This window comes from Pseudoalteromonas sp. Xi13, from assembly GCF_003952205.1.
GTDB lineage: Bacteria > Pseudomonadota > Gammaproteobacteria > Enterobacterales > Alteromonadaceae > Pseudoalteromonas > Pseudoalteromonas atlantica.
The window spans coordinates 3,287,379-3,308,569 of the sequence record NZ_CP034439.1; the positions used below are offsets into that span (position 1 = coordinate 3,287,379).

At 39.9% G+C, this 21,191-nt stretch carries 16 protein-coding genes, 1 tRNA gene and 1 pseudogene; 8 read left to right on the forward strand and 10 right to left on the reverse strand.

Features of this window, described 5'->3' with window-relative positions:
* Window positions 1–2: 2 nt before the first annotated feature.
* Both EJ103_RS14800 and EJ103_RS14805 read left to right on the forward strand, forming a co-directional pair.
* A complete protein-coding gene (locus EJ103_RS14800) occupies window positions 3–845 on the forward strand; it encodes an amidohydrolase family protein (RefSeq protein WP_126008364.1) in 843 nt (280 codons plus the stop codon).
* Between the two features lie 46 nt (window positions 846–891).
* Window positions 892–1,263 carry a hypothetical protein gene (locus EJ103_RS14805; protein ID WP_126008366.1) on the forward strand — a complete coding sequence of 124 codons (372 nt, stop codon included), beginning with the start codon at window positions 892–894 and terminating at the stop codon, window positions 1,261–1,263.
* A 127-nt stretch (window positions 1,264–1,390) separates the two neighbouring features.
* Here EJ103_RS14805 and EJ103_RS14810 read toward each other — a convergent pair whose 3' ends face one another.
* From EJ103_RS14810 to EJ103_RS14825, 4 genes are all read right to left on the reverse strand, one after another.
* Entirely contained in the window at window positions 1,391–2,566 is a 1,176-nt protein-coding gene (locus EJ103_RS14810) for a mandelate racemase/muconate lactonizing enzyme family protein (protein WP_054983246.1), read from the reverse strand.
* A gap of 25 nt (window positions 2,567–2,591) precedes the next feature.
* Entirely contained in the window at window positions 2,592–3,359 is a 768-nt protein-coding gene (locus EJ103_RS14815) for a class II aldolase/adducin family protein (RefSeq protein WP_024031462.1), read from the reverse strand.
* Window positions 3,360–3,525: 166 nt separating this feature from the next.
* Entirely contained in the window at window positions 3,526–3,849 is a 324-nt protein-coding gene (locus EJ103_RS14820) for a c-type cytochrome (RefSeq protein WP_004587649.1), read from the reverse strand.
* 160 nt (window positions 3,850–4,009) lie between these two features.
* Entirely contained in the window at window positions 4,010–4,549 is a 540-nt protein-coding gene (locus EJ103_RS14825) for a DUF2058 domain-containing protein (RefSeq protein ID WP_004587650.1), read from the reverse strand.
* 199 nt (window positions 4,550–4,748) lie between these two features.
* Here EJ103_RS14825 and EJ103_RS14830 point away from each other — a divergent pair.
* Window positions 4,749–5,893, forward strand: a pseudogene (locus EJ103_RS14830) (MFS transporter).
* Here the strand turns inward: EJ103_RS14830 and EJ103_RS14835 are convergent.
* Window positions 5,860–6,360 (reverse strand): prolyl-tRNA synthetase associated domain-containing protein, encoded by a 501-nt coding sequence (locus EJ103_RS14835; RefSeq protein WP_126008368.1) that lies wholly within the window; start codon window positions 6,358–6,360, stop codon window positions 5,860–5,862. The pseudogene EJ103_RS14830 and the gene EJ103_RS14835 sit on opposite strands and share 34 nt — an antisense overlap.
* Window position 6,361: 1 nt before the next feature.
* On the reverse strand, window positions 6,362–6,763 hold the full coding sequence (locus EJ103_RS14840; RefSeq protein WP_024031465.1) for a hypothetical protein: 402 nt from the start codon (window positions 6,761–6,763) through the stop codon (window positions 6,362–6,364).
* A gap of 164 nt (window positions 6,764–6,927) precedes the next feature.
* Here EJ103_RS14840 and EJ103_RS14845 point away from each other — a divergent pair.
* The 4 genes from EJ103_RS14845 (at window position 6,928) to EJ103_RS14860 (ending at window position 13,921) form a co-directional block, all read left to right on the forward strand.
* A tRNA-Ala gene (locus EJ103_RS14845) sits at window positions 6,928–7,003 on the forward strand.
* A gap of 154 nt (window positions 7,004–7,157) precedes the next feature.
* Complete coding sequence (locus EJ103_RS14850) at window positions 7,158–8,420, forward strand: extracellular solute-binding protein (protein ID WP_126008370.1); 1,263 nt, start codon at window positions 7,158–7,160, stop codon at window positions 8,418–8,420.
* Window positions 8,420–11,638: an ATP-binding protein gene (locus EJ103_RS14855; protein WP_126008372.1), complete on the forward strand. Its 3,219-nt coding sequence runs from the start codon at window positions 8,420–8,422 to the stop codon at window positions 11,636–11,638. The genes EJ103_RS14850 and EJ103_RS14855 overlap by 1 nt, the downstream gene beginning before the upstream one ends.
* A gap of 57 nt (window positions 11,639–11,695) precedes the next feature.
* A complete protein-coding gene (locus tag EJ103_RS14860; protein ID WP_126008374.1) occupies window positions 11,696–13,921 on the forward strand; it encodes an EAL domain-containing protein in 2,226 nt (741 codons plus the stop codon).
* Between the two features lie 45 nt (window positions 13,922–13,966).
* Here the strand turns inward: EJ103_RS14860 and EJ103_RS14865 are convergent, their stop codons facing one another.
* On the reverse strand, window positions 13,967–15,214 hold the full coding sequence (locus EJ103_RS14865) for a glutamate-5-semialdehyde dehydrogenase (protein WP_126008375.1): 1,248 nt from the start codon (window positions 15,212–15,214) through the stop codon (window positions 13,967–13,969).
* Window positions 15,211–16,317: a glutamate 5-kinase gene (gene proB / locus EJ103_RS14870; RefSeq protein WP_004587658.1), complete on the reverse strand. Its 1,107-nt coding sequence runs from the start codon at window positions 16,315–16,317 to the stop codon at window positions 15,211–15,213. The genes EJ103_RS14865 and proB overlap by 4 nt, the downstream gene beginning before the upstream one ends.
* Window positions 16,318–17,168: 851 nt before the next feature.
* Here proB and EJ103_RS14875 point away from each other — a divergent pair.
* A complete protein-coding gene (locus tag EJ103_RS14875) occupies window positions 17,169–19,019 on the forward strand; it encodes a sodium:proton antiporter (RefSeq protein ID WP_024031470.1) in 1,851 nt (616 codons plus the stop codon).
* An 81-nt stretch (window positions 19,020–19,100) separates the two neighbouring features.
* Here the strand turns inward: EJ103_RS14875 and EJ103_RS14880 are convergent, their stop codons facing one another.
* Window positions 19,101–19,739, reverse strand: a complete 639-nt coding sequence (locus tag EJ103_RS14880) for a tetratricopeptide repeat protein (protein ID WP_029772606.1) — start codon at window positions 19,737–19,739, stop codon at window positions 19,101–19,103.
* Window positions 19,740–19,851: 112 nt separating this feature from the next.
* Complete coding sequence (locus EJ103_RS14885) at window positions 19,852–21,165, reverse strand: adenylosuccinate synthase (protein ID WP_126008377.1); 1,314 nt, start codon at window positions 21,163–21,165, stop codon at window positions 19,852–19,854.
* Window positions 21,166–21,191 lie beyond the last annotated feature (26 nt).

Below are 21,191 nucleotides of genomic sequence, written 5' to 3' on the forward strand. Positions count from 1 at the left end.
CGATGAGCCTGAAAATTATTGACCCCCACGTGCATTTTTTTAACCTTGCCGAGGGGCAATATACTTGGCTGCAAGGCGAAAACCCACCAGCATGGCCAAATTTAGAGTTAATAAAACAACCTATTAGTGAAAAAAAGCTACTAGAGAGCAGTGACTTTACCCTCGCCGGCATAGTACATATAGAGGCAGGTTTTGATAACAACGCCCCCATTAACGAACTTAATTGGCTAACGGCGCATTTAAAAAAGCTTCCCTTTAAAGCCATTAGTTACGCCCAGTTAGATTGCGCACCTGTGCAATTTGCAAAAGCAATAAACGCCCTTGCCCACCCGCATTTAATAGGCATACGGGATATAACCGAAGGCGCAGGTGCACAGCGATTACTAAACCCAGAGTGCTTTAGTAATTTGCAAACCCTTTGCCAGCAAGGGCTGCATTATGAAGCCCAGTTTGAGCTTGAAAATACCGCAATAGCTGCTCAGCTTGCTCGTTACGCTAAGGCGCTGCCTCAGCTAAAAATAATAATAAACCATGGCGGCCTACCTAATAATATTGATAACTGGCAGCAAAGCATTCGCATGCTAAGTGCGCACAATAATATAGCGATTAAGTTTTCGGGTTTTGAGCTTTTAGCGTTGAATTTACAACAGCAACAAGATTGTTTTGAAACTATGCTCTCGTACTTTGGCGAGCAGCGCATTATGTTTGCGAGTAACTTTCCGGTTTGCCAAATTAACGCAAGCTATAATGATGTTTGGCATAGCCATCAAGCTTTGTGTAAAACAAATAAAATATGGCACAACCTTAGCTACGCAAATGCTAAGCATTTTTATAACATGCCCTAGTTAAGCTATATTAAATTTAACCACTTACGTAAATGCGGCAATGACTATGACATTACACTCGCAATTATCAGCCCTTGGCATCTTAACTATTTTAAGTGGTTGCGCATCTAACACGCAGCCTACTCCTAAGCTGCATCATGCCTTACTTACCGAGCCAAATAGCCAAGCGGTAGAGCGTGTTATAGAGCGCTTAATGCATATAAAAAACGTAACGCTTGCTGACGATATCTTTATTGACACCAGTACCTTTACTCTTAAAAACACAAACCGTAGCGATATAACAGCCAATCAACAGCTTAACTTTCCCGATCAATTTGAGTTAATGATAAACAATAATCGCTGCTATATACGCCACCTTGATAGTAAAGCCACCGCTGAGATAAAAGGCGTTACGTGTACAATTAATCTTGCCAATTAATTCAAATGGTATTGCTCATCGGTATTAGAGCAACACAGCTATAAAAAAGCCGGTAAGTGAGCTATCACTTACCGGCTTTTACTTTAAACAATAGTATTTAAATAACGCTCTTTAAATAAAGCTTAAATTATTTAATTTCTACACGCTGCGAACGCATAACAATCTCATCATTTAATTCAATGCCTAAGCCTGGCTCTTCTGATACTTCAAAAAAGCCATTTTTTGGTTGTGGATCTTGTAAGCACAGCTCTCGGTTCCACTTTTTAATGGCATAAGTATGATGCTCATGAATCAAAAAGTTAGGAATAGCGGTTTCTAAATGTAACGACGCGGCAGTAGCAACCGGCCCGCCACATACATGCGCCTGAATACGCACATCAAAAATATCGGCGTAGTCACACACTTTTTTAGTTTCAGTAAAGCCACCACATAAACCGATATCGGGTTGAAGTACATCAATGCTTTGATCTTCTAAATAAGGGCGCACACCCCAGCGGTTGTATAAACGCTCACCGCCTGCAATTGGCACTGCCACTTTATCTGCTACTTTTGCATGTAAAGAATGGTTTAAGTAGTTAACTGGCTCCTCGTAGTACATGCAATCAAACTCTTCGGCTATTTCACCAATTTGTATAGCAGAGGTCGCGCCAGGTAAGCTGTGACATTCAAAAATAATATCCACTTCGTCACCAACTGCTTCACGTATAGCTTGCATACGAGCACGGTATAGCTTCATTTCAGCGCGAGAAATTATTTTAGTACGGTCGTAATACGTATTGCCGTCTTTATCGTATTGGATAGGATCAACTTTTACTGCATCATAACCTTCGCCAATCGCTTTTAACGCCGCTTCTGCGTATTCTTGCGGTTGTACTAACGCTTTAAATTCGCTGTCCCAATCAAACTGTAACTGCGATGCATAAGTACGCAGCTTATCGTTTACTTTACCGCCTAGTAATTGGTATACCGGTAAACCAAGTGCTTTACCTTTTATATCCCAAAGTGCTGTATCTATAGCGCTCATTGCTGCATACACTACAGGGCCGCCACCTAAACCCCAAAAGCTTTCGCGTAACATACGCGACCATAACTTTTCGGTTTGAAACGGGTCGTGCCCAATTAAAAAAGCATCAGCCATTTCTTTTATCATTGCTGCTGCTGCGCTGTGGCCTAAATCGTAAGCTAAACCAGCCTCACCTACACCACTAATACCTTCATCGGTATGAATACGTACAAAAACCGGCGTCCAGGCTGGACGCTCTGGGCAATGAATATCAAATACTTCTACGCGATTTACTTTCATTAAAATTCCTTATTAGCCACGCAGGCTATTGTGCAAAACTGGGATCAAGTCGGTACGCTTTTCGTAACATGGCAGGCCACGCTAATTGCCCACCTGTGCTGCCGCTATGTACCACATTAGCTTGGTTATAAATATTGTCGATAATTGGCTGCGGCACCGGAATAACCTCTTGTGAGCTGGCTTGTAATGCAAGCTGAATTTCGCAGGCACGTTGCAAGTCATAAAAACGCATAAAGGCATCGCCTACGGTTGGGCCTACAGTTAAACCACCATGATTTACCAATAGCATATGATTGGTATTGCCTAAATCATCTTGTAATACTTTGCGCTCGTCATCATTTACAGCCAGCCCTTCATAGCCATGGTACGACAGTGAAGGGAGCGAAAACATAGAGTATTGGCTTAGTGGCAATAGGCCATTTTTTTGTGTAGCAACGGCAATGGTTTCTTTAGTATGTAAGTGAATAACACAATGAGCATCTTCACGCACTTCGTGAATTGCGCTATGAATAGTAAAACCTGCCGGGTTAATGCTAAAGGGGGTGTCGTCAATAATATTACCGTGCAAATCAACCTTTACTAGGTTTGATGCAGTTACTTCGTCAAACGTTAAGCCAAACGCATTTACAAGGTAGTGATCGGTGCCAGGTAAACGTGCTGATAAATGCGTGTATATTAAATCCCCCCAACGAAAATGCTCTACTAATCGGTAGCAAGCTGCTAAATCTACGCGCAATTGCCACTCTTGCTCCGACACTTTATTTTTTAAATCTAGTTGGGGTAAATCAATCATAATCAGCCTTTTAAAATACGTACAACAACACAAGTACGAATAGATGTTTAGAAGTCTAAAGCAGTATTAATTTTATAGCAAACACAAACAAAACAGCCACACAATTGTGTGGCTGTTTACGCTGCGCTTTAATTTAAAACGATAATACGTTTTTAAACGCGGTGCTTTATTTTACCTTTGAAAGGTAGTCAGCAATTGCTTCAAACTCTTCGTCCGTTACCGTTGCAACCATTGCTTTCATTGCGGCAGTCATACCATTGCTACGCGCGCCCGATTTAATATCTTTCATTTGGGCCACTAAATAGTCTTTGTTTTGACCATTAATTTTAGGGTATGCGCCCATAATAGGTGCTTTACCTTCTGCACCGTGACATGTTTGACACATTTTTTGGGTGTAAAGGGCTTCGCCATCAGCAGCGGCGGCGTTAAACGAAAAACTTGCGGCTAAACTAATACCCGCGCCTACTATTAGTGCTTTCATCTTGCTCATTATATTCACTCTTCTTTTTGACGGTTAGAAAATAGTCTATTGATTGTAGTAAACAATCTAGTAAAAAGCATACGTATCAATTTACGTTAGGCGATCAAACAAACATGACTACGTTTTCAGCCATTGTTGTTAACTTTAGCAAACAATACTGAACAGACACTTACCATACTAAATCATCTGGTACTTCAAAGTCTGCATATGGGTCGTCTTCATCTTTTGGTTTGTTTTCAGGTTCAACATGAAAAACAATGTACTTTTCATCAACTTCTGCGACTTTACGCGCCGGCTCATCATCGAGTACGTAAAACTGCCCTTCCAGTACACAAATAGCTAAACGACCACCCGATAACGCTTTTTGAGTTTTCTCGTTTACGTCTATCCCTTTTACTTTGTTATCGTAAGTAAAATTAAAGGTACGCTCACCGCGGATAGAGTCTTGGTTATGGTGCTCAAGTATTTGCTTAACACGAGCAACTTGCTCACGTTGCTTAAGCTCTTCTTGGCGCGACTGGTTAAGTTCTTCAGCCTTTTTTTGCTGCTCTAATTTAGTTTGCTGTATGTGCTTTTGCAGATCGCTTGGGTTACTGGTAGCCCCTTTTTTTTGCTTTTTTTGTTGCTTACGTTTTTCTGACTTAGCAACTTTAGCTTTGTGCGATGTTGTTAACCCTGCTTGCAGCAATTGGTCTTGTAATGAACCCATGGCTTTGTTCCACTAAAAACTTATATTAGGTTTATTTTAATCACCAACGAGTACAAATAACAGTGCTATTAGCATTAATCTAGCAAAGGGCTGAATATACACTTTGATTTAGCGCAATTGTTGATGATTTAACCTATGAAATATAAGCCATTTTTCATATACTTTGGCTAACTTATCAGCTTATGTTTTAAGCCCTACAATGCGTTTTGCTCATTTACTTACTTGCTCGGTGTTTATATTTTTTGTGCTGTACGCACCTCAGCCTTTATTGAGCTTATTTGCTAGCGAATTTAACGTCTCCCCTGCGCTTGCCGGCAGCTTAATGAGCGTCACCATGCTGCCTTTAGCAATTGCACCTTTGGTTTATGGGCTATTTTTAGCCAAGCAAAACCCGCTTATTATTTTACGTATTGCTATGTTTATTTTAGGGTTGAGCTGCATACTGTTTACAGTAGCGCCAAGTTTTGAGCTATTACTTTTGGTGCGTTTTATACAAGGCTTAACCTTACCTGCCGCGCTCACCGCGATGACAAGCTTTATTGGTATACGTTACAGCGCAGATGCCTTACAAAAAAATATGACCTTATACATAGGCAGTACCATAGCTGGGGGCTACTTTGGCCGAGTATTAGCCGCTTTATTTAGTGATGTATGGCATTGGCAAAGTTTTTATTATGTTATTTCGATTGTGCTTATTGGCCTGGCTATGAGTATAAAGCCCACGGGCTTTGTGGTATCTAATCAATCAGTACTTACGCCGTTAACGTATATTAAGCAGCTAAAAGATGCGGCAGTACTAAAATTGTATGGCGCCGTTTTTTGTATGTTTTTTGCTTTGCAGCCTTATTAAATTACCTACCATTTATTTTGCAAAACACCTTTTTAATTACAAACACACGCGATATTGGCTTAGTGTACAGCGGCTACTTAATCGGTGCTTTAGCATCTATTGCAACACCTTGGCTTGCTAAAAAAGTGCCTTCAGCTTGGCATTTACTTGCTGCGGTTTTTATCATGTATAACTTAAGCATTGTATTACTTATAAGCCAGCAACTGAGTGTGTTTTTAATCGCGTTTACGTTATTTTGTGCTGCTATGTTTGTTATACACTCAAGCGCTGCTCCGCTTGTTAACAAGATTAGCAAAGCGCCTGCAAGTGTAACAAATGGCGGGTATGTATCGTTTTATTATAGTGGTGGGGCGCTGGGCTCGTTATTGCCAGGTATTGTTTATCAACACTCAGGGCAAACTGCATTTATGCTTTGCTTACTGAGTGTGTGTTTTATTGGTTTAGTCTTAGTCACTTTAGGCTATCGAGAAGGTAAAAACATTACCCGAGGCTGATGCCCTGTATGCTCAAAAAAGGTATTTAAATCATTTTTTGTAAGCAGCCAAGTTTGAGTGTTTTCAAACGGGTGACAATGAAACAGCTCGTTAAACCAAATATCTTGATCAAGCCACAAAGTAACATTGCTTTGTTTATCGTTTGCTAAAGCAAGCATAGACACACACCCGGGCGCCACTTTTAAATAACGTGCTAACCGCTCGCTAGAGGCAAACCCCAACCGAGAAAGCCCCTGTTGCTTAGATAGGGTTTTTAAATCGAGCTGTTTGTCGTGTGCGGTAATTACTAAAAAGTGCTTTTTGCCCTCGTTATCACGCAAAAACAAGTTTTTAAGTCGCGTACCTGGGCGCTCCACCATAAATGCATCAGCATCTAAACTGGTATGTAACGCAGGGTGTTCTATTACATCGTAATTTATACCTAATTGCGCTAACAACTGCGCAAGCTTTACTTTATCGGCCAACATACTACAAACAACGCCCTCTTAACTGCACACTTAAGTCACGCCATAGCACTTGTGTAATTTCGTGTTTATTTTCACAATAGTTATTTTCACTGAGGGTTTCGTTTAAAAACCTGACGGCTTCATCCTCAAGCTTAAGTTTTAACACACTAGAGTCTTCGAAGTGTTCTTGTTCTATGTAACGTTTTACATCAGAGCGGCTCGGTCTTTTTTCGCCTCGCCCGCCGTTATTTAAGTTTATGTTACTGCGATGCTCAGCCTTTACCGATACAACATAAGCAAATATTTTGTTACCTTGCTCATCCACGTTCTCATAAAACTGCTTGTTATTTATTTCATAAGGAGGCGCTTCATTACTGGCACACCCTGCAAGTAGCAAAGCAAGTATACAGATACTTTTTTTCATTGTTTTTGTCGTTTCGCGAGGTATTTTTCTCGAGTCTATCAAAAATAAACGATAACAGTTAAATATTGCTAAAAAATACTTGACCAAATTTATAAAAATATTTAAAGTTCACCCCGCTTGGAACTCAGCAGCCAAGTAATTACAACTATGTAATTTAGGAATGTGGGGCTATAGCTCAGCTGGGAGAGCGCCTGCCTTGCACGCAGGAGGTCAGCAGTTCGATCCTGCTTAGCTCCACCACTTTCCTACTCTTCTATTACTTCCTATTTTTCATCGCCTTATTATTCTTTTATCTTCTACACAATAACTTTTATATTTGCGCATTCCTTGTTTGTTTAGTCTTTGTTGGCTATAAATTATCTCATCTGTAGCAGTGATACTTTTGGCTTAAACAATGGATACCCCTAAACGCACCACATTAAAAAAGCTCGCTATCATCGGTTTAACCGCGGGCGTAGTTACTCATGTACCTTATGTTTTTGCCCGAAAAAAAGTAACCCTAAGAGTCTTAGGAACACATGTCACGCTACAAGAAGCCATTCGTAAACAAGCAATGCTTGATTTAGGCATAAATATAGAATTTTCCCCTGCCGGTAGTGCTGCCGTATTACAAAAAGCCTCCATGGACCCTGGCTCATTTGATTTATACGAGCAATGGTCAAACAGTATTAATGTACTTTGGCGGGCGGGGTCTATTCAGCCCATAGAAAAAAAACGGCTAACCTACTTTAATGAAATAAATTCTCTAACCAAAACGGGGAAGCTCACCCCCGATGCAAAATTCGGTGCAGGCGACGCTCCTTATAAATTACTCAATGTACAAGAGGACGGCACACTAAGCGCAAATGAAAGCGATTACATTAGCTTTTTGCCCTATGTACATAATGTTGACTCTTTTGGCTATAACACCGCTAAGATAAAACCTGGCATTGCCTACGAAACTGAAAGTTGGGGCTGGTTACTTGATGATGCCCACCGAGGTAAAGTAGGCATTGTAAATGCACCCACAATTGGCTTATTTGACCTTGCCTTGGCAGCACAAAGCAAAGGGTTAATAACATTTAAAGATATTGGTGCGATTACTCGCTCCGAGCTTGACCGTTTATTTAGTATTTTAATTGACTATAAACGCCAAGGGCATTTTGCAGGTTATTGGAACTCGGTGCCAGAGTCTGTTGAATTTATGAAAAGCCAACGCGTGCACATAGAAAGTATGTTTTCCCCCGCTGTGGCCGCGCTCAATAGTCAAAATGTTAATGTGCGATTTGCCGCCCCAAAAGAGGGCTATCGTGGCTGGCATGGGGTAATGTGCTTATCGTCACAGGTTAATAATAACCAAAAAGATGCCGCATACGATTACATGAACTGGTGGCTTTCGGGATGGGCCGGCGCATTTATTGCTCGCCAAGGGTATTACATTAGTAATCCACAGCGCTCAAAAGCAATGCTTTCACCAAGTGAATGGGACTACTGGTACTTAGGCAAGCCCACTACGGTTGACTTACTAAACACCCAAAAACAAGTCGCAGTAAAAGCCGGCGAGCAGCGAAATGGTGGTAGCTATTTAAAACGCTTAAGCAATGTAGCTGTTTGGAATAGCGTTATGCCGACTTACGATTACAGTTTGCAAAAATGGTATGAGTTAATAAGCAGATAATGATAACCCGTTCAATAAAATCAAAAATAATAATTGCTCTATGCGTATTAATTACTTTATTAATTTTGCAAAGTTACCTATTCAATTATTCGCAAAAATCACTTTTTGAGCTGCAAAATGCGCAGCACAAAGCTTTATTACAAAGCGAGTCCGTTACCCGTTTAGAAAACGATGTAATTTCTTTACAAAGCCAAGCTATTGCTTATCTAGATCATGCTAATAGCAATACCATTGAAAAGTTTAATGTGCACTTAAATGCTGCAAAAATGGATTTAGATACGCTAAGTACACATTTAAGTGAGTATGACGAAAACTATCAAAACAATATAAAGCGCCTTAACGAGTACTTAAATAATTACCAAGATACATTTAATCGCGTAGTCGTTAACAGAACCAAACGAGAGCAGCTGTACATTACACAGTTCAAACAACCTATTGAAGCGCTAAAAGCACAACTTAATGAGCTTAAAAAAAACACGCTAACCAACAAGCAAAATAAAATAGTGAATACCCTTTTAACTATTAGCAATATAGAACAAGCAACAACCAATTATTTACACAAGCCAAATTATGATGAAGCACAAAATGTGCAAGATAACCTAGCACACTTAAATACCCTACTGGCGAGTATTGAAACCGCTAATGTTAACCTACTTAATAATACTGACGAGCTTGAGCAAGCGTATAGCCAATTAGTTATTTTAACCCGCAGCTATACGTTTTCGATAAATGTAGTTTTAACAGGAATAGAAAACGAGCTGCTTTACCTAGCCGAAAAAATTAGGGATGTAGAGAAGCAAAAGCTCTCCCAGACCGAGCAGCAGCTAAGAGACCACGTATTAAAAAGTACCGAAATGGCCAACCTTTTTGCCGCGCTGATCACTGTTATCATAATAGTAATTACCTTTTTTATATTTAACTCTGTCATTAAGCCCATTGCGAAATTAACTAAGCTGTTAAATGATATGAGTAATGAAAAGCAAGTAACACTAAATAGTGATGAGCATCATCAAAATGAAATTAACTCGGTTATTACCGCCGCTAATGCGCTGTATTTAAAAAATAAACAAACAAAAGAACTACTAGCAGAAACCCAAGCGCTTAATTCTAAAATGGAATTAATGAATAAAGAGCTTACACTAGCCATCACCCAAGCAAAAAATGCCAACCAAGCGAAAGGTGACTTTGTAGCTAATATGAGCCATGAGCTTCGCACTCCAATGAACGGTATTTTAGGTATGCTGCAGCTATTACAAAGCAGCGCTCTTCCAGCAAAACAAAAACACTATGCAGATAAAGCGTTTTCAAGTGCTCAAAACTTACTGCAAATACTTAATAACGTACTCGACTTTTCAAAGCTTGAGTCTGATAAAGTAAAGCTTGAATCAATCCCTTTTACTTTGCATACCGTGGTTTCTAATGTAAAAAATTTATTTTCGGTAAATGCTAAACAAAAAGGGTTGCGCCTTAATTTTGTATTGCATGTTGATGCAGGGCTTGAGCTGATGGGCGATCCACTGCACTTGAGTCAAGTTATCAATAACTGTGTAGGTAATGCCATTAAATTTACAGATCGCGGTGAAGTAACTGTAACAATTGAAGCCACAACACAAGATGAGCAGCAAATACAGTTACGCTTTGGTATTAAAGACACTGGCATAGGCATGACGCCTGAGCAAACCGCCTCAATTTTTGACTCGTTCTACCAAGGCGATTCCAGTACAACACGTAAATATGGCGGCACCGGATTAGGTTTAACTATTTGTAAGCAACTAACCAAGTTACTAGGCGGCGAAATACAAGTACGCAGCACACCCCACGTCGGGAGTGAGTTTTATTTTACACTACCGTTTAAAATGACGAGCAAAGAAGCGCTTAAAAAGCATGCCTTACTAATTACTCCCGATACTGAGCAAATAAAATCACTCACTAAGTTATTAAGTAGCGCTGATATTACTGCAGAAATTACCCAAGAGCCGTTGCGTGCAATTGCAAAAATGTCTCAACCGAGTAACCCTTTTAATATTGTGATCATGACGTTGTCACACAAAGAACTAAAAGAGAATTTTATTTTGCAGCAACTGTACTTACAAAAACAAAAAAATAAACACAAACTGCTGCTTATTTTACTCATTAACGATCAAGAACACCCGCAAGCAGTCCCCGATAGCGATCATATTGATATTATAACAATAGGTAATACTCACACTGATTCTCAGTTAATGCGTTTATTATTGCCCGACTCAACACAGCTTAAAGAAGGAGAGTCTTACCCACAGTTTACCGGTTACACCGCACTTGCAGTAGATGATAACCCTGTAAACCAAGAGATTCTTGAAGCACTATTAACTAAAATGAATATGACTGTTATCTCTGCAAGTAATGGCGAGGAAGCACTCATTAAAGCAGAAGAAAACACAATTGATATTATTTTTATGGATATTCAAATGCCAGTGATGGATGGCCTAGAAGCGACACGTATACTGCGTCAAAGGGGTTATACAACGCCTATTGTTGCTGTAACTGCAGCTGTATTTTCTAATGATAAAAAAGCCGCCATTCGAGCAGGCATGGATGACTATTTAGTCAAGCCGTTATTATTTGGTCTGCTTTGTGACAGCATAGAAAAGCATCTAACAAAAACCCATACGTTATGTACATTAAACCTCGATGTAGCACGGTCTAATCTTGAAGATAATAATGAACTCATTAATTCAATATTCACTAAGTTTAATACCGATTACAGCCACTTTATGGAGGTAGCTGTAAAGCACTTGAAAAATAATGAGCATAAAACATTAGCTAGAGCGATGCATAACTTAAAAGGCTTAGCCGGCACCCTAGGGTTAGAGCTACTAGAGCAAAGCGCTAAAAAAGCAGAGTTAGAACTGAGCAGTAACGCATGCACCGATCTTAGTGTTTTTAATGAACAATTGACCTTAGCACTTTATGCAGTAAGACAGCTACTGGTAACAAACTCTTATAATCATCAGCCTGAAGCTATGAGCTCTGGGCAAAATCCAGATACATTAATTGATGAAATCTATTCTTTAGCGTTATCTGCCCGTCCTATTCCTAGTAAATTAGTTAGAGAAATTGCGCTTCAAAAATTCGATCATTCCCATCCATTATTCAAGCTAAAAGAGGCAATAGATAACTTTAACTACGCTTTAGTGATTAAACTTATTGATAAATACAGAAATAACTATAAAAACTAGACAATTATGGCAACTATAAACTAACTTTAAGGGGTAATTAAAGAATAAGGATTTAGTGTGCATTCAACCTTTCTAGCTGGCAACAATCAACCTGCAGTAACTCAACCGCGAAAGCCTTTGATACTCATTGTTGATGATGAACCTAGCAACCTACATGTATTAGTTGAGGGCCTACTTGCAGACTACGATGTACGCATTTCAACAAGTGGTGAACAAGCGCTTGTATTTGTTGAATCCACACGCCCAGATTTAATTTTACTCGATATTATGATGCCAGGCATGGATGGCTATGAAGTATGTAAAAGATTAAAAGCAAAGCAAAATACCAAAGGCATTCCCATCATTTTTGTCACCGCACTTACTGAAGTAGAGTCTGAAGAGAAAGGCTTTGCAATGGGTGCCATTGATTATATCCATAAACCTTACAAGTTAGCTTTGGTTAGAGCGCGCATACGTACGCACATTACTGCACAAGGCATGCTAGACAGACTTATCGAAAAAAACTTTGACTTACACGACAAATTACTCGAAATAGAAGCCCTTGCAAAAGAGTTAAGCCAACGCGAGGAAGAGCTAAAGCAGCTGTCATCTAAGCAAAAGTTATTTTACCAGGCACTTACTAGTACCGCCGATGGTGTTGTAATTACTAATAGCGATGGCAAGATTATCGCTGTTAATCCATCATTTTGTAGAATTACTGGCTATTGCGAAGCTGAATCGTTAGAAATGGATTTAAAAGAGATAAAACAAAATAATCACCCAAGTATTAGCTTTGATGAAGTATGGAAGCACGCTAACGAAGCGGGCTACTGGAGCGGAGAACTTGTAACCCGAAGAAAAAATGGCGAGCTATACCCTGAGCTATTAACACTTAGCATGGTAAAAAGCGAGCAAGACACCAACATTCACTACATTGGCGTTTTTAGTGATATTTCAAGCGTAAAGGTAACGCAAGAGCGCATAGATTACCTAACTTGGCATGATGAGCTTACAAAGCTACCTAATCGTAATGGCTTTTTAAAACAGTTAGAACAACAACTACAAGATTGCAGTAGCGATAAAACATATGCCTATATTTATATTATCGACATTGATAGCTTCCACTCTATTAATGATGGCTTAGGGCTTTTAGCAGGTGATAATATTTTAAAGGAGCTTGCTCAGCGTATTCATGCCAATGTAGATAAAAAAGATATTATCGCACGCTTAGGCAGTGATGAATTTGCCGCCTTATGTAGCGTAGATAAAGGAATTGGGCGTACACGTGCGCAATCAATCGCCGAAAACAAAGCGCAAGAGCTTTTAAACGCAGTTAACCGCCCTTTTGACGTTGATGGGCAAGAGGTTAGCTTAACAATTAGTATAGGCACTTATATTTTCCCGCGTGACGATGTATGGGAAAGTGCTATTGAGACAATCAGAAATTGTGAAGCAGCCTGCTATAAAGCCAAAGAAAAAGGCGGAAACAGAGTTACATTTTTTGATACTACATTTGGCGAGCAAGCTAAACGACGCTTTGAAATTGAACAAGACTTAAGAAAAGCCATTCCTCAAAATGAGCTATCCATATTTTTGCAGTCGCAATTTGATAGTAAGCAAACGTTAAAAGGCGCAGAAATACTGCTGCGCTGGAATCACCCTCAAAAAGGCTTTATAAGCCCATGTGAATTTATATCAATAGCTGAAGAATCTGATGTTATTTTTGAATTAGACTGCTGGGTTACGACTAATGCACTTAATTTACTTACCAAGCTTAAATACAGCCACCCAAGTTTGAATATTTCGGTAAATATAAGCGGTCGCCATTTTCATGAACCGCGATTTTTAAACTTTATAAGCCAACAAATTAAAAGTGCTGATATTAATCCTCAGCAACTCACCATTGAGATAATAGAGGGGACGTTACTTAATCACATGGAAGCGGCCATTGAAGCCGTACACTACCTTAAAAAGCTGGGCGTACGTGTTTCAATAGATGACTTTGGCACGGGCTACTCAAGTTTAACCTACTTAAAACAGTTACCTATTCATGAGCTAAAAATAGATCGCTCATTTGTACTTGAAGCCCCCACTGATAACAACGATAAATTAATTATTGATATGATTGTCAGCCTTGGCAGGTTGTTTCAATTAGAAGTGGTAGCGGAAGGAGTTGAGAATCAATCGCACTTTGACTTATTACAAGAGTACCCTGAGGTTATCCTACAAGGGTACCATCTGCACCGGCCTGAGCCATTAGAAAGCTGGTTAGAAAAACTAAACCATACTTTGCAAAATGCATAAAAAAACGCCGATTAAACAATCGGCGTTTTTTATATGTGAAGTATATTACTTACGTACTTGGCCTTCGCCATTAACTAAATACTTTTCAGTTGTAAGTGATTCAAGCCCCATAGGACCATAAGCATGTAGCTTAGTTGTAGCTATACCAATTTCAGCACCTAACCCTAATTGCGAGCCATCTGAGAAACGCGATGATGCATTTACCATTACTACCGATGCATCAACACTGCGTTGGAAAAGCTCAGCCGCAGTATCGTTTTTAGTACAAATAACCTCAGTGTGGTTTGAACCAAATTGAGCAATATGCTCCACAGCAGCACTAAAGCTTGGTACTACACGAATAGCAATTTCTAAATCTAAGTATTCTTCACCAAATTCATTATCAGCAAGTACTGTAGCATTATCGAAGTATTTTGCGGCTTGCTCATCTGCATTAATTTTCACACCTTCTTGGCGCAATACAACGGCACATAAATTTAAAAATTCATCAGCAACGTTTTGGTGAACCACTAGCCCTTCAAGCGCATTACATACGCCTGTGCGCTGTGTTTTACCATTTAATAGTAAATTAAGTGCAACCTCTAAGTCGGCATCTTTATCTACGTATAAATGACACACCCCTTTAAAGTGCTGAATAACAGGAATAGTACTGTTTTCTGTAACAAAGTTAATTAAGCCTTCGCCACCACGAGGGATGATTAAATCAATACTTTCGCGTTGCTGCATTAGCTCCATAAGCAATGCACGGTCTGGATCAGGAATAACTGAGATCAGCGCTTTAGGTAAGTTATGTTTTTCAAGTACACCGTGCAGTACACTCGCAATGGCTTGTGAGCTTTTAAGGGCTTCTTTACCGCCGCGTAAAATAACACCATTACCCGATTTAAAACACAATGCGCCAGCATCCGCAGTTACATTAGGACGCGCTTCGTAAATCATACATACAACACCTAATGGCACACGCATTTTACGTATTTTAATGCCATTTGGGCGCTCTGTAATGTCGCGTAGCTGACCGACTGGATCATCTAAACTTACAATAACTTCAATACCCTCTGCCATTGCTTCAATGCGCTCTTCATTAAGCGTTAGGCGGTCGATCATCGAAGCGGCTAAGTTATTATCGCGTGCTGCGCTTAAATCACTTTCGTTTTCTTTAATTATAAATGCTTTTTCTGCGCGTAATGCTGCCGCCATTTCGGTTAACACTTGGTTTTTGGTCTCGGTGTCGAGTAAAGCAAGTGTGTTTGCAGCTTTTGCTGCCTGGCGTGAAATATCCGTAATCAAACTCATGACTTCTCCAATAATGCGATATCTTTTTCTGAAATAACAGGACCAATAGAATCCTGCATTTTTTCGCTAAATTCACTTTGCTCGTTATCTGCAATAAAGCTTAACAAGCAACTACTATAATTTGCGGTGGCTTTTGCTAAACGTGTGCCATCCTCGCTTCTAACTAAAATGGTATCGCCAATGGCAAACTCACCATGAACTTCCATTATTTCGTCGCCACGTATGCAACCGTTTTCACCTTCAAGAGACTCATCAAACGAGCCATCTACGACTACTTCACCTTGCTCATTGGCTGTATGCGTCATCCAGTGCACAGCTTCTTGCATTGGTTTTTCATAAGGAAGGAAAACACTACCAGGGTTGTCACCTGCCAATAATCTATTAAAGGTTTCTTCTTTAAAGCCATTAATAATATAAGTAGCAATACCGTGAGACGTTGCTTTTTCAGCAGCTTCAATTTTGGTTTTCATGCCACCGGTTCCTACAGAGCTTGTAGCACATCCTGCCATAGCATAAATAGACTCATCAATTGATTTTATTTCAGGCAGTAAAACTGCATCGTCGTGCAAATTTGGGTTTTTATCATACAGCCCATCTACATCAGAAAAAATCATTAATGCATCGGCATCAGCGGCCGCCGCTACCATGGCTGATAAGTTATCGTTGTCACCTACTTTTAAGTCATCAGTTGTTACAGCATCATTTTCGTTAATAATAGGCAGTACACCATGCTCTAGCAAAGTAAAAATAGTTTCGCGAATACTTTCATAGCGCTCACGGTCACGTAAATCACCATGGGTTAACAATAATTGCGCTGATGGAAAATCGAAAAAGCGATCCCACATGGCCATCATTTCAGTTTGACCTGCTGCTGCCATCGCTTTTTTCATCACAACTGAACGTGGAATGTCAGATGGGAATAAGTGTGAGCCTGCAGCTACTGAGCCTGAAGATACTAAAATAACTTCAATACCACGAGCACGACAGCGAACAATAAATTGCGCAATGGTTAATAAGTAGCGTGAACGGCACCCATCTTGATCTGGAGCAATTAGAGCACTACCTACTTTTAAAACAATACGACGCCAATTTAACTTTTGCATAAAATCTCAACTTTCCATTTTATCTGCATTCACATAGTGTGAACTAAAACTAGGTAATTGCGTATAAAATACGCAATTTCGAATAGGTTGTTTGTTTATACACTTTTTAAACGCACGCAAATACACGACCTAAAATTGCTTTTAGATTTGTAAAGACATGAAACAGCACCAACCAAAATAAATGGAGGTCTATTAAATATAAAAATAAAAAGTGTTGTTTATGTATCGCTGTAAAAAGCTGTGTGCGGCCTTTTTGTTAACAACATACATAGAGCCTCTAAAGTCAGATACACCAACAGATAGGGTGATGACTTAAGGACCGAGATTTAGCCGCCACGATGGGAGCTAAACATTGAAAGTAATAGTTCAACTCAAACATTTATTTACTTAATTTCTTAAATAAACTTGTTTGAAAAAACCATACCAAGATATTCAATAATACAATAGCTACTAATTAATTGTAATAATAGCGTACAAATCTATTATTACAGGGCAAATATGACGCTAGTATTAATACTTACCGTTATTTTGCAAAATTATATTTAGATGACTAATTGTTTGAACTCTAAATATAATACGACATTTCAAGGGGTAAGATCAAGGCTAAAAATCACTCTAATGCATAGCTACGCCTCACCTCTAAGTGGTTAATCATTTAAAATCAAAGAGTTATATTTATTTTTGTGTTTTAATTCAATTTTTATAAATAAATCAATAAGTTTAACCTACAATTTTTGTATTAAGCGCTAAAATTTTATTAGCAAATTAAACATTTCACGTGTATACCCCTGTATTAATATTTAACAAAAGTTATACTTTTCACATTGTGATAAATAAGGAATTCTTAATTTATGTCAGCAATTTATATAGCCGGTATCGCACTTTGTTCGGTGCTTGCCCAATGGGTAGCGTGGGCGTTTAAAGTACCCGCTATTTTGTTCTTATTGCTTACCGGTTTATTGCTAGGGCCGTTTAGTGGTGTATTAGACCCTGATGCTTTACTGGGTGATTTATTATTTCCTGTTGTGTCACTGAGTGTGGCTGTCATTTTATTTGAAGGCTCCCTTACTTTGCACTTTAGAGAATTAAAAGGCATAAGTAAGGTCGTACGTAACCTGTGCTCTATCGGCATGATCACCACCTGTGTGGTAATAAGCTTAAGTGCCTATTGGTTACTGGAGCTTAACTGGCGGGTGGCTGCAGTATTAGGCGCTGTACTAGTAGTAACAGGGCCTACGGTAATCGCCCCTTTACTTAATTCGATGCGCCCAACACAAGATATTGACCGTATATTACGATGGGAAGGCATTGTAATTGACCCAATCGGTGCTCTTTTTGCTGTGCTTGTATTTGAAGCAGTCATGCTGGTAGGCCAAGGAGAAGTGCTTAGCCACACTATTGTTGCACTTGTTAAAACAGTCGGCGTAGGGCTTTCTATCGGTGTTGTTGCGGGCTGGATCACCACACAGCTTATGCGCCGTGAATGGCTACCGTTTGAACTACATAAATTTGGCATACTCGCCTTGGTGCTTATTAGCTTTTCGGTATCTAATCACTTAAGTCACGAATCGGGATTATTGGCTGTTACCGTATTTGGTATTTGGCTTGCTAACCAAAATGATTTAGAAATCGATTCTGTACTTGAGTTTAAAGAAGACTTATCGATGATTTTAATATCATCACTGTTTATTTTACTTGCTGCACGGCTACAGCTTTCTGACTTGATGATGTTAGACAGCGACGTATTTATATTCCTTGCAGTGGTGTTATTTATAGCGCGTCCATTGTGTATTGCCATATCTACTTTTGGTACTGACTTGCCAATGAAATCGCGCTTGGTGCTATCGTGGATAGCCCCTAGAGGTATTGTTGCAGCTGCTGTTGGCTCGGTATTTGCGCTAAGTATGATGGAAGCTGGCGTAGCTGATGCAGAAAAAATGGTGCCGTTAATATTTACCGTTATTATCATCACTGTGGTATTGCAAAGCTTAACCGCTATTCCTGTTGCTAAGCTATTAGGCGTGCGCCAACCTTCTCCAAATACCATACTGATTATTGGTGCAAACCATGTATCTCGCGCTATAGGTAAAGGCTTACAAGAGCAAAGCATTCCTGTTCATCTATCAGACCCCGCATGGGAGAACTGTAAAATGGCTCGTATGGACGGCCTTGCCTGTTATTATGGTAACCCACAATCAGAGCATGCTGAGCGTTACTTGCCGCTCACAACAATAAGAACGGTATTAGCACTTTCACCAAACCGCCACCATAATGCGCTTGGTGTACAATATTTTTCTCACTTGTTGAATGAAAAAAATGTATTTTCACTGCGCTCATCTACCTCGCATGCTAAAGCGAATAAAGACAGTGCAACATTCCTATCTAGACAAATTTTGTTTGGTGAAGATGGCTCTTACGCTCGCCTAAGCAGTATTATTGCTAAAGGCGGTAAAGTAAGTGCGACGCGTATTTCAGAAGAATTTGATTGGGAAAAATACCAAGAGATGAACCCTGAAGCGATCCCGTTGTTTATTTTAAAAGGTGATAAAGACAACGACGACGATACGCCAGTTAAGCTTCGCCCATTTACCAGTAATATGGAAAAGCCACCGCAAGAGGGAGAGCGTATATTTGCACTTCAGCCGCCAAAAATGTCGGTATTAAAAGACCCCGCTAAAACAAAAAATAAAGAAGAGAGCTAACCTCTTTTGGTTATTGCAAAAAAGCCCTAATTAAATATTAGGGCTTTTTTATTTTATATAAATAGCGTGCGTTATCGGCACTTACATGGGCAATCGGGCGCGGGCAACAACGCTGTCGGGCATTTTTTTAGCGAGTAAGCTAAGCGCACGCTCAATTTTTTTATGGGTTGCTTTATCTGCCACCATGGCATTGAATAACCAGCGATACGCATCTTCAAAGTCACGTGGGCTTCCGTAGCCTGCATTAAAAAGCTTAACCAGCCTTAGCTGTGCTTTTAAGTTCCCTTGCGCTGAGGCCTCTCGTAAGTAGGTAATGGCCATAGCTTTATCTTGCTGCACTAAGCGACCCGTGTCGTAATAACGTCCAAGCTGCTCTAATGCAGCCGCTAAGCCTTGTTCAGCCGCTTTACGCATGTAGTACACACCTAATTCCACATTGCGTTCAACACACACGTTATATGCCAGCATATCGCCATATAAAAATTGGTAAGATGGCAGCGCCATTTTATTGGCCCTTGCCTCTATATCTTGTACTAATTGGCAATCGTCTGCCTTTACACGCTGCAAATGTGTATTTTTATTTATTAGTGCAATCAGCTCCGGTTCGGTATAAAGCGGCACCGCAGCAGGCGTTTCTTCAGCTAACACATTGCTACTTATAGATAAAAGTAACGGAGTGAGCAAAGACGCTAGAAAAGTGTTACAGGTAGATAGGCGCATGTTTACCACGTATAAAATAAAACTTATCAAATAATATACAAAGATCGTTCCAAGGTGAATTTTAGGCATAAAAAAAGCTGCAAAAGCAGCTTTTTTTTAAAACTAATGGTGATTAAGCAAACGGGTTGCGAAGTACCATTGTTTCTACACGATCTGGGCCGGTAGAAATAATATCAACAGGTACACCTGTGATTTCTTCGATACGCCTGATGTAGTCAATCGCAGCTTTTGGTAAGCCTTCAAGGTTAGTTACACCAACTGTGTTTTCAGACCAACCTGGCATCTCTTCATATACTGGTGTTACTTTCTCGTAACCCTCAGCAGCTAATGGCGTTACATTAGTCACTGTGCCATCTTCAAGCTGGTAACCAGTACAGATTTTAAGCGTTTCTAAACCATCTAAAACATCTAACTTAGTTAAACAAAAACCAGAGATGCTGTTGATTTGAACTGCGCGGCGCATTGCCACAGCATCTAACCAACCAGTACGACGTAAACGACCTGTTGTCGCGCCAAACTCATGACCTTTATCACCTAAGTGCTTACCCACTGGGTCTTGTTTTTCAAGGCCATCGTAAAGCTCTGTCGGGAAAGGACCAGAACCAACACGTGTAGTGTACGCTTTAATAATACCTAACACGTAGTCAAGGTTTAATGGACCAAAACCAGCACCAGTCGCAACGCCACCAGCTGTGGTGTTTGAAGAAGTTACATAAGGGTAAGTACCGTGATCGATATCAAGTAATGTACCTTGTGCACCTTCAAATAAAATGTGTTCACCCGCTAAACGTGTTTGATCTAAAAGCTCAGTTACATCAACAACCATTGCTTTTAAGATGTCTGCAACAGCCATTGCATCATCAAACGTTTTTTGGAAATCAACAGCATCTACTTTGTAGTAGTTAACTAAAGTGAAGTTATGGTATTCAAGTACTTCTTTTAGTTTAGCTGCGAATAATTCTGGATTGAATAAGTCACCTACGCGTAAACCGCGACGGGCTACTTTATCTTCGTACGCAGGACCGATACCACGGCCAGTTGTACCAATTGGCTTGTCGCCGCGAGCAGTTTCGCGAGCTACATCTAATGCAACATGGAAAGGCAGAATTAACGGACATGCTTCACTAATTAAAAGACGCTCACGTACAGGTACGCCACGCTCTTCTAACATGCCAATTTCTTTCATTAGCGCTTCTGGTGATAAAACCACACCATTACCAATCACACATTTAACATTGTCACGTAATACACCCGATGGAATAAGGTGTAGAACTGTCTTTTCACCGTCAATAACTAAAGTATGACCCGCATTGTGGCCACCTTGGTATCGAACTACTAAAGATGCTTTGTCTGTAAGGAGATCAACAACCTTACCCTTACCTTCGTCACCCCATTGGGTGCCTAATACAACAACGTTTTTACCCATTGTAAATTCACTTCGAGAAAATTAGG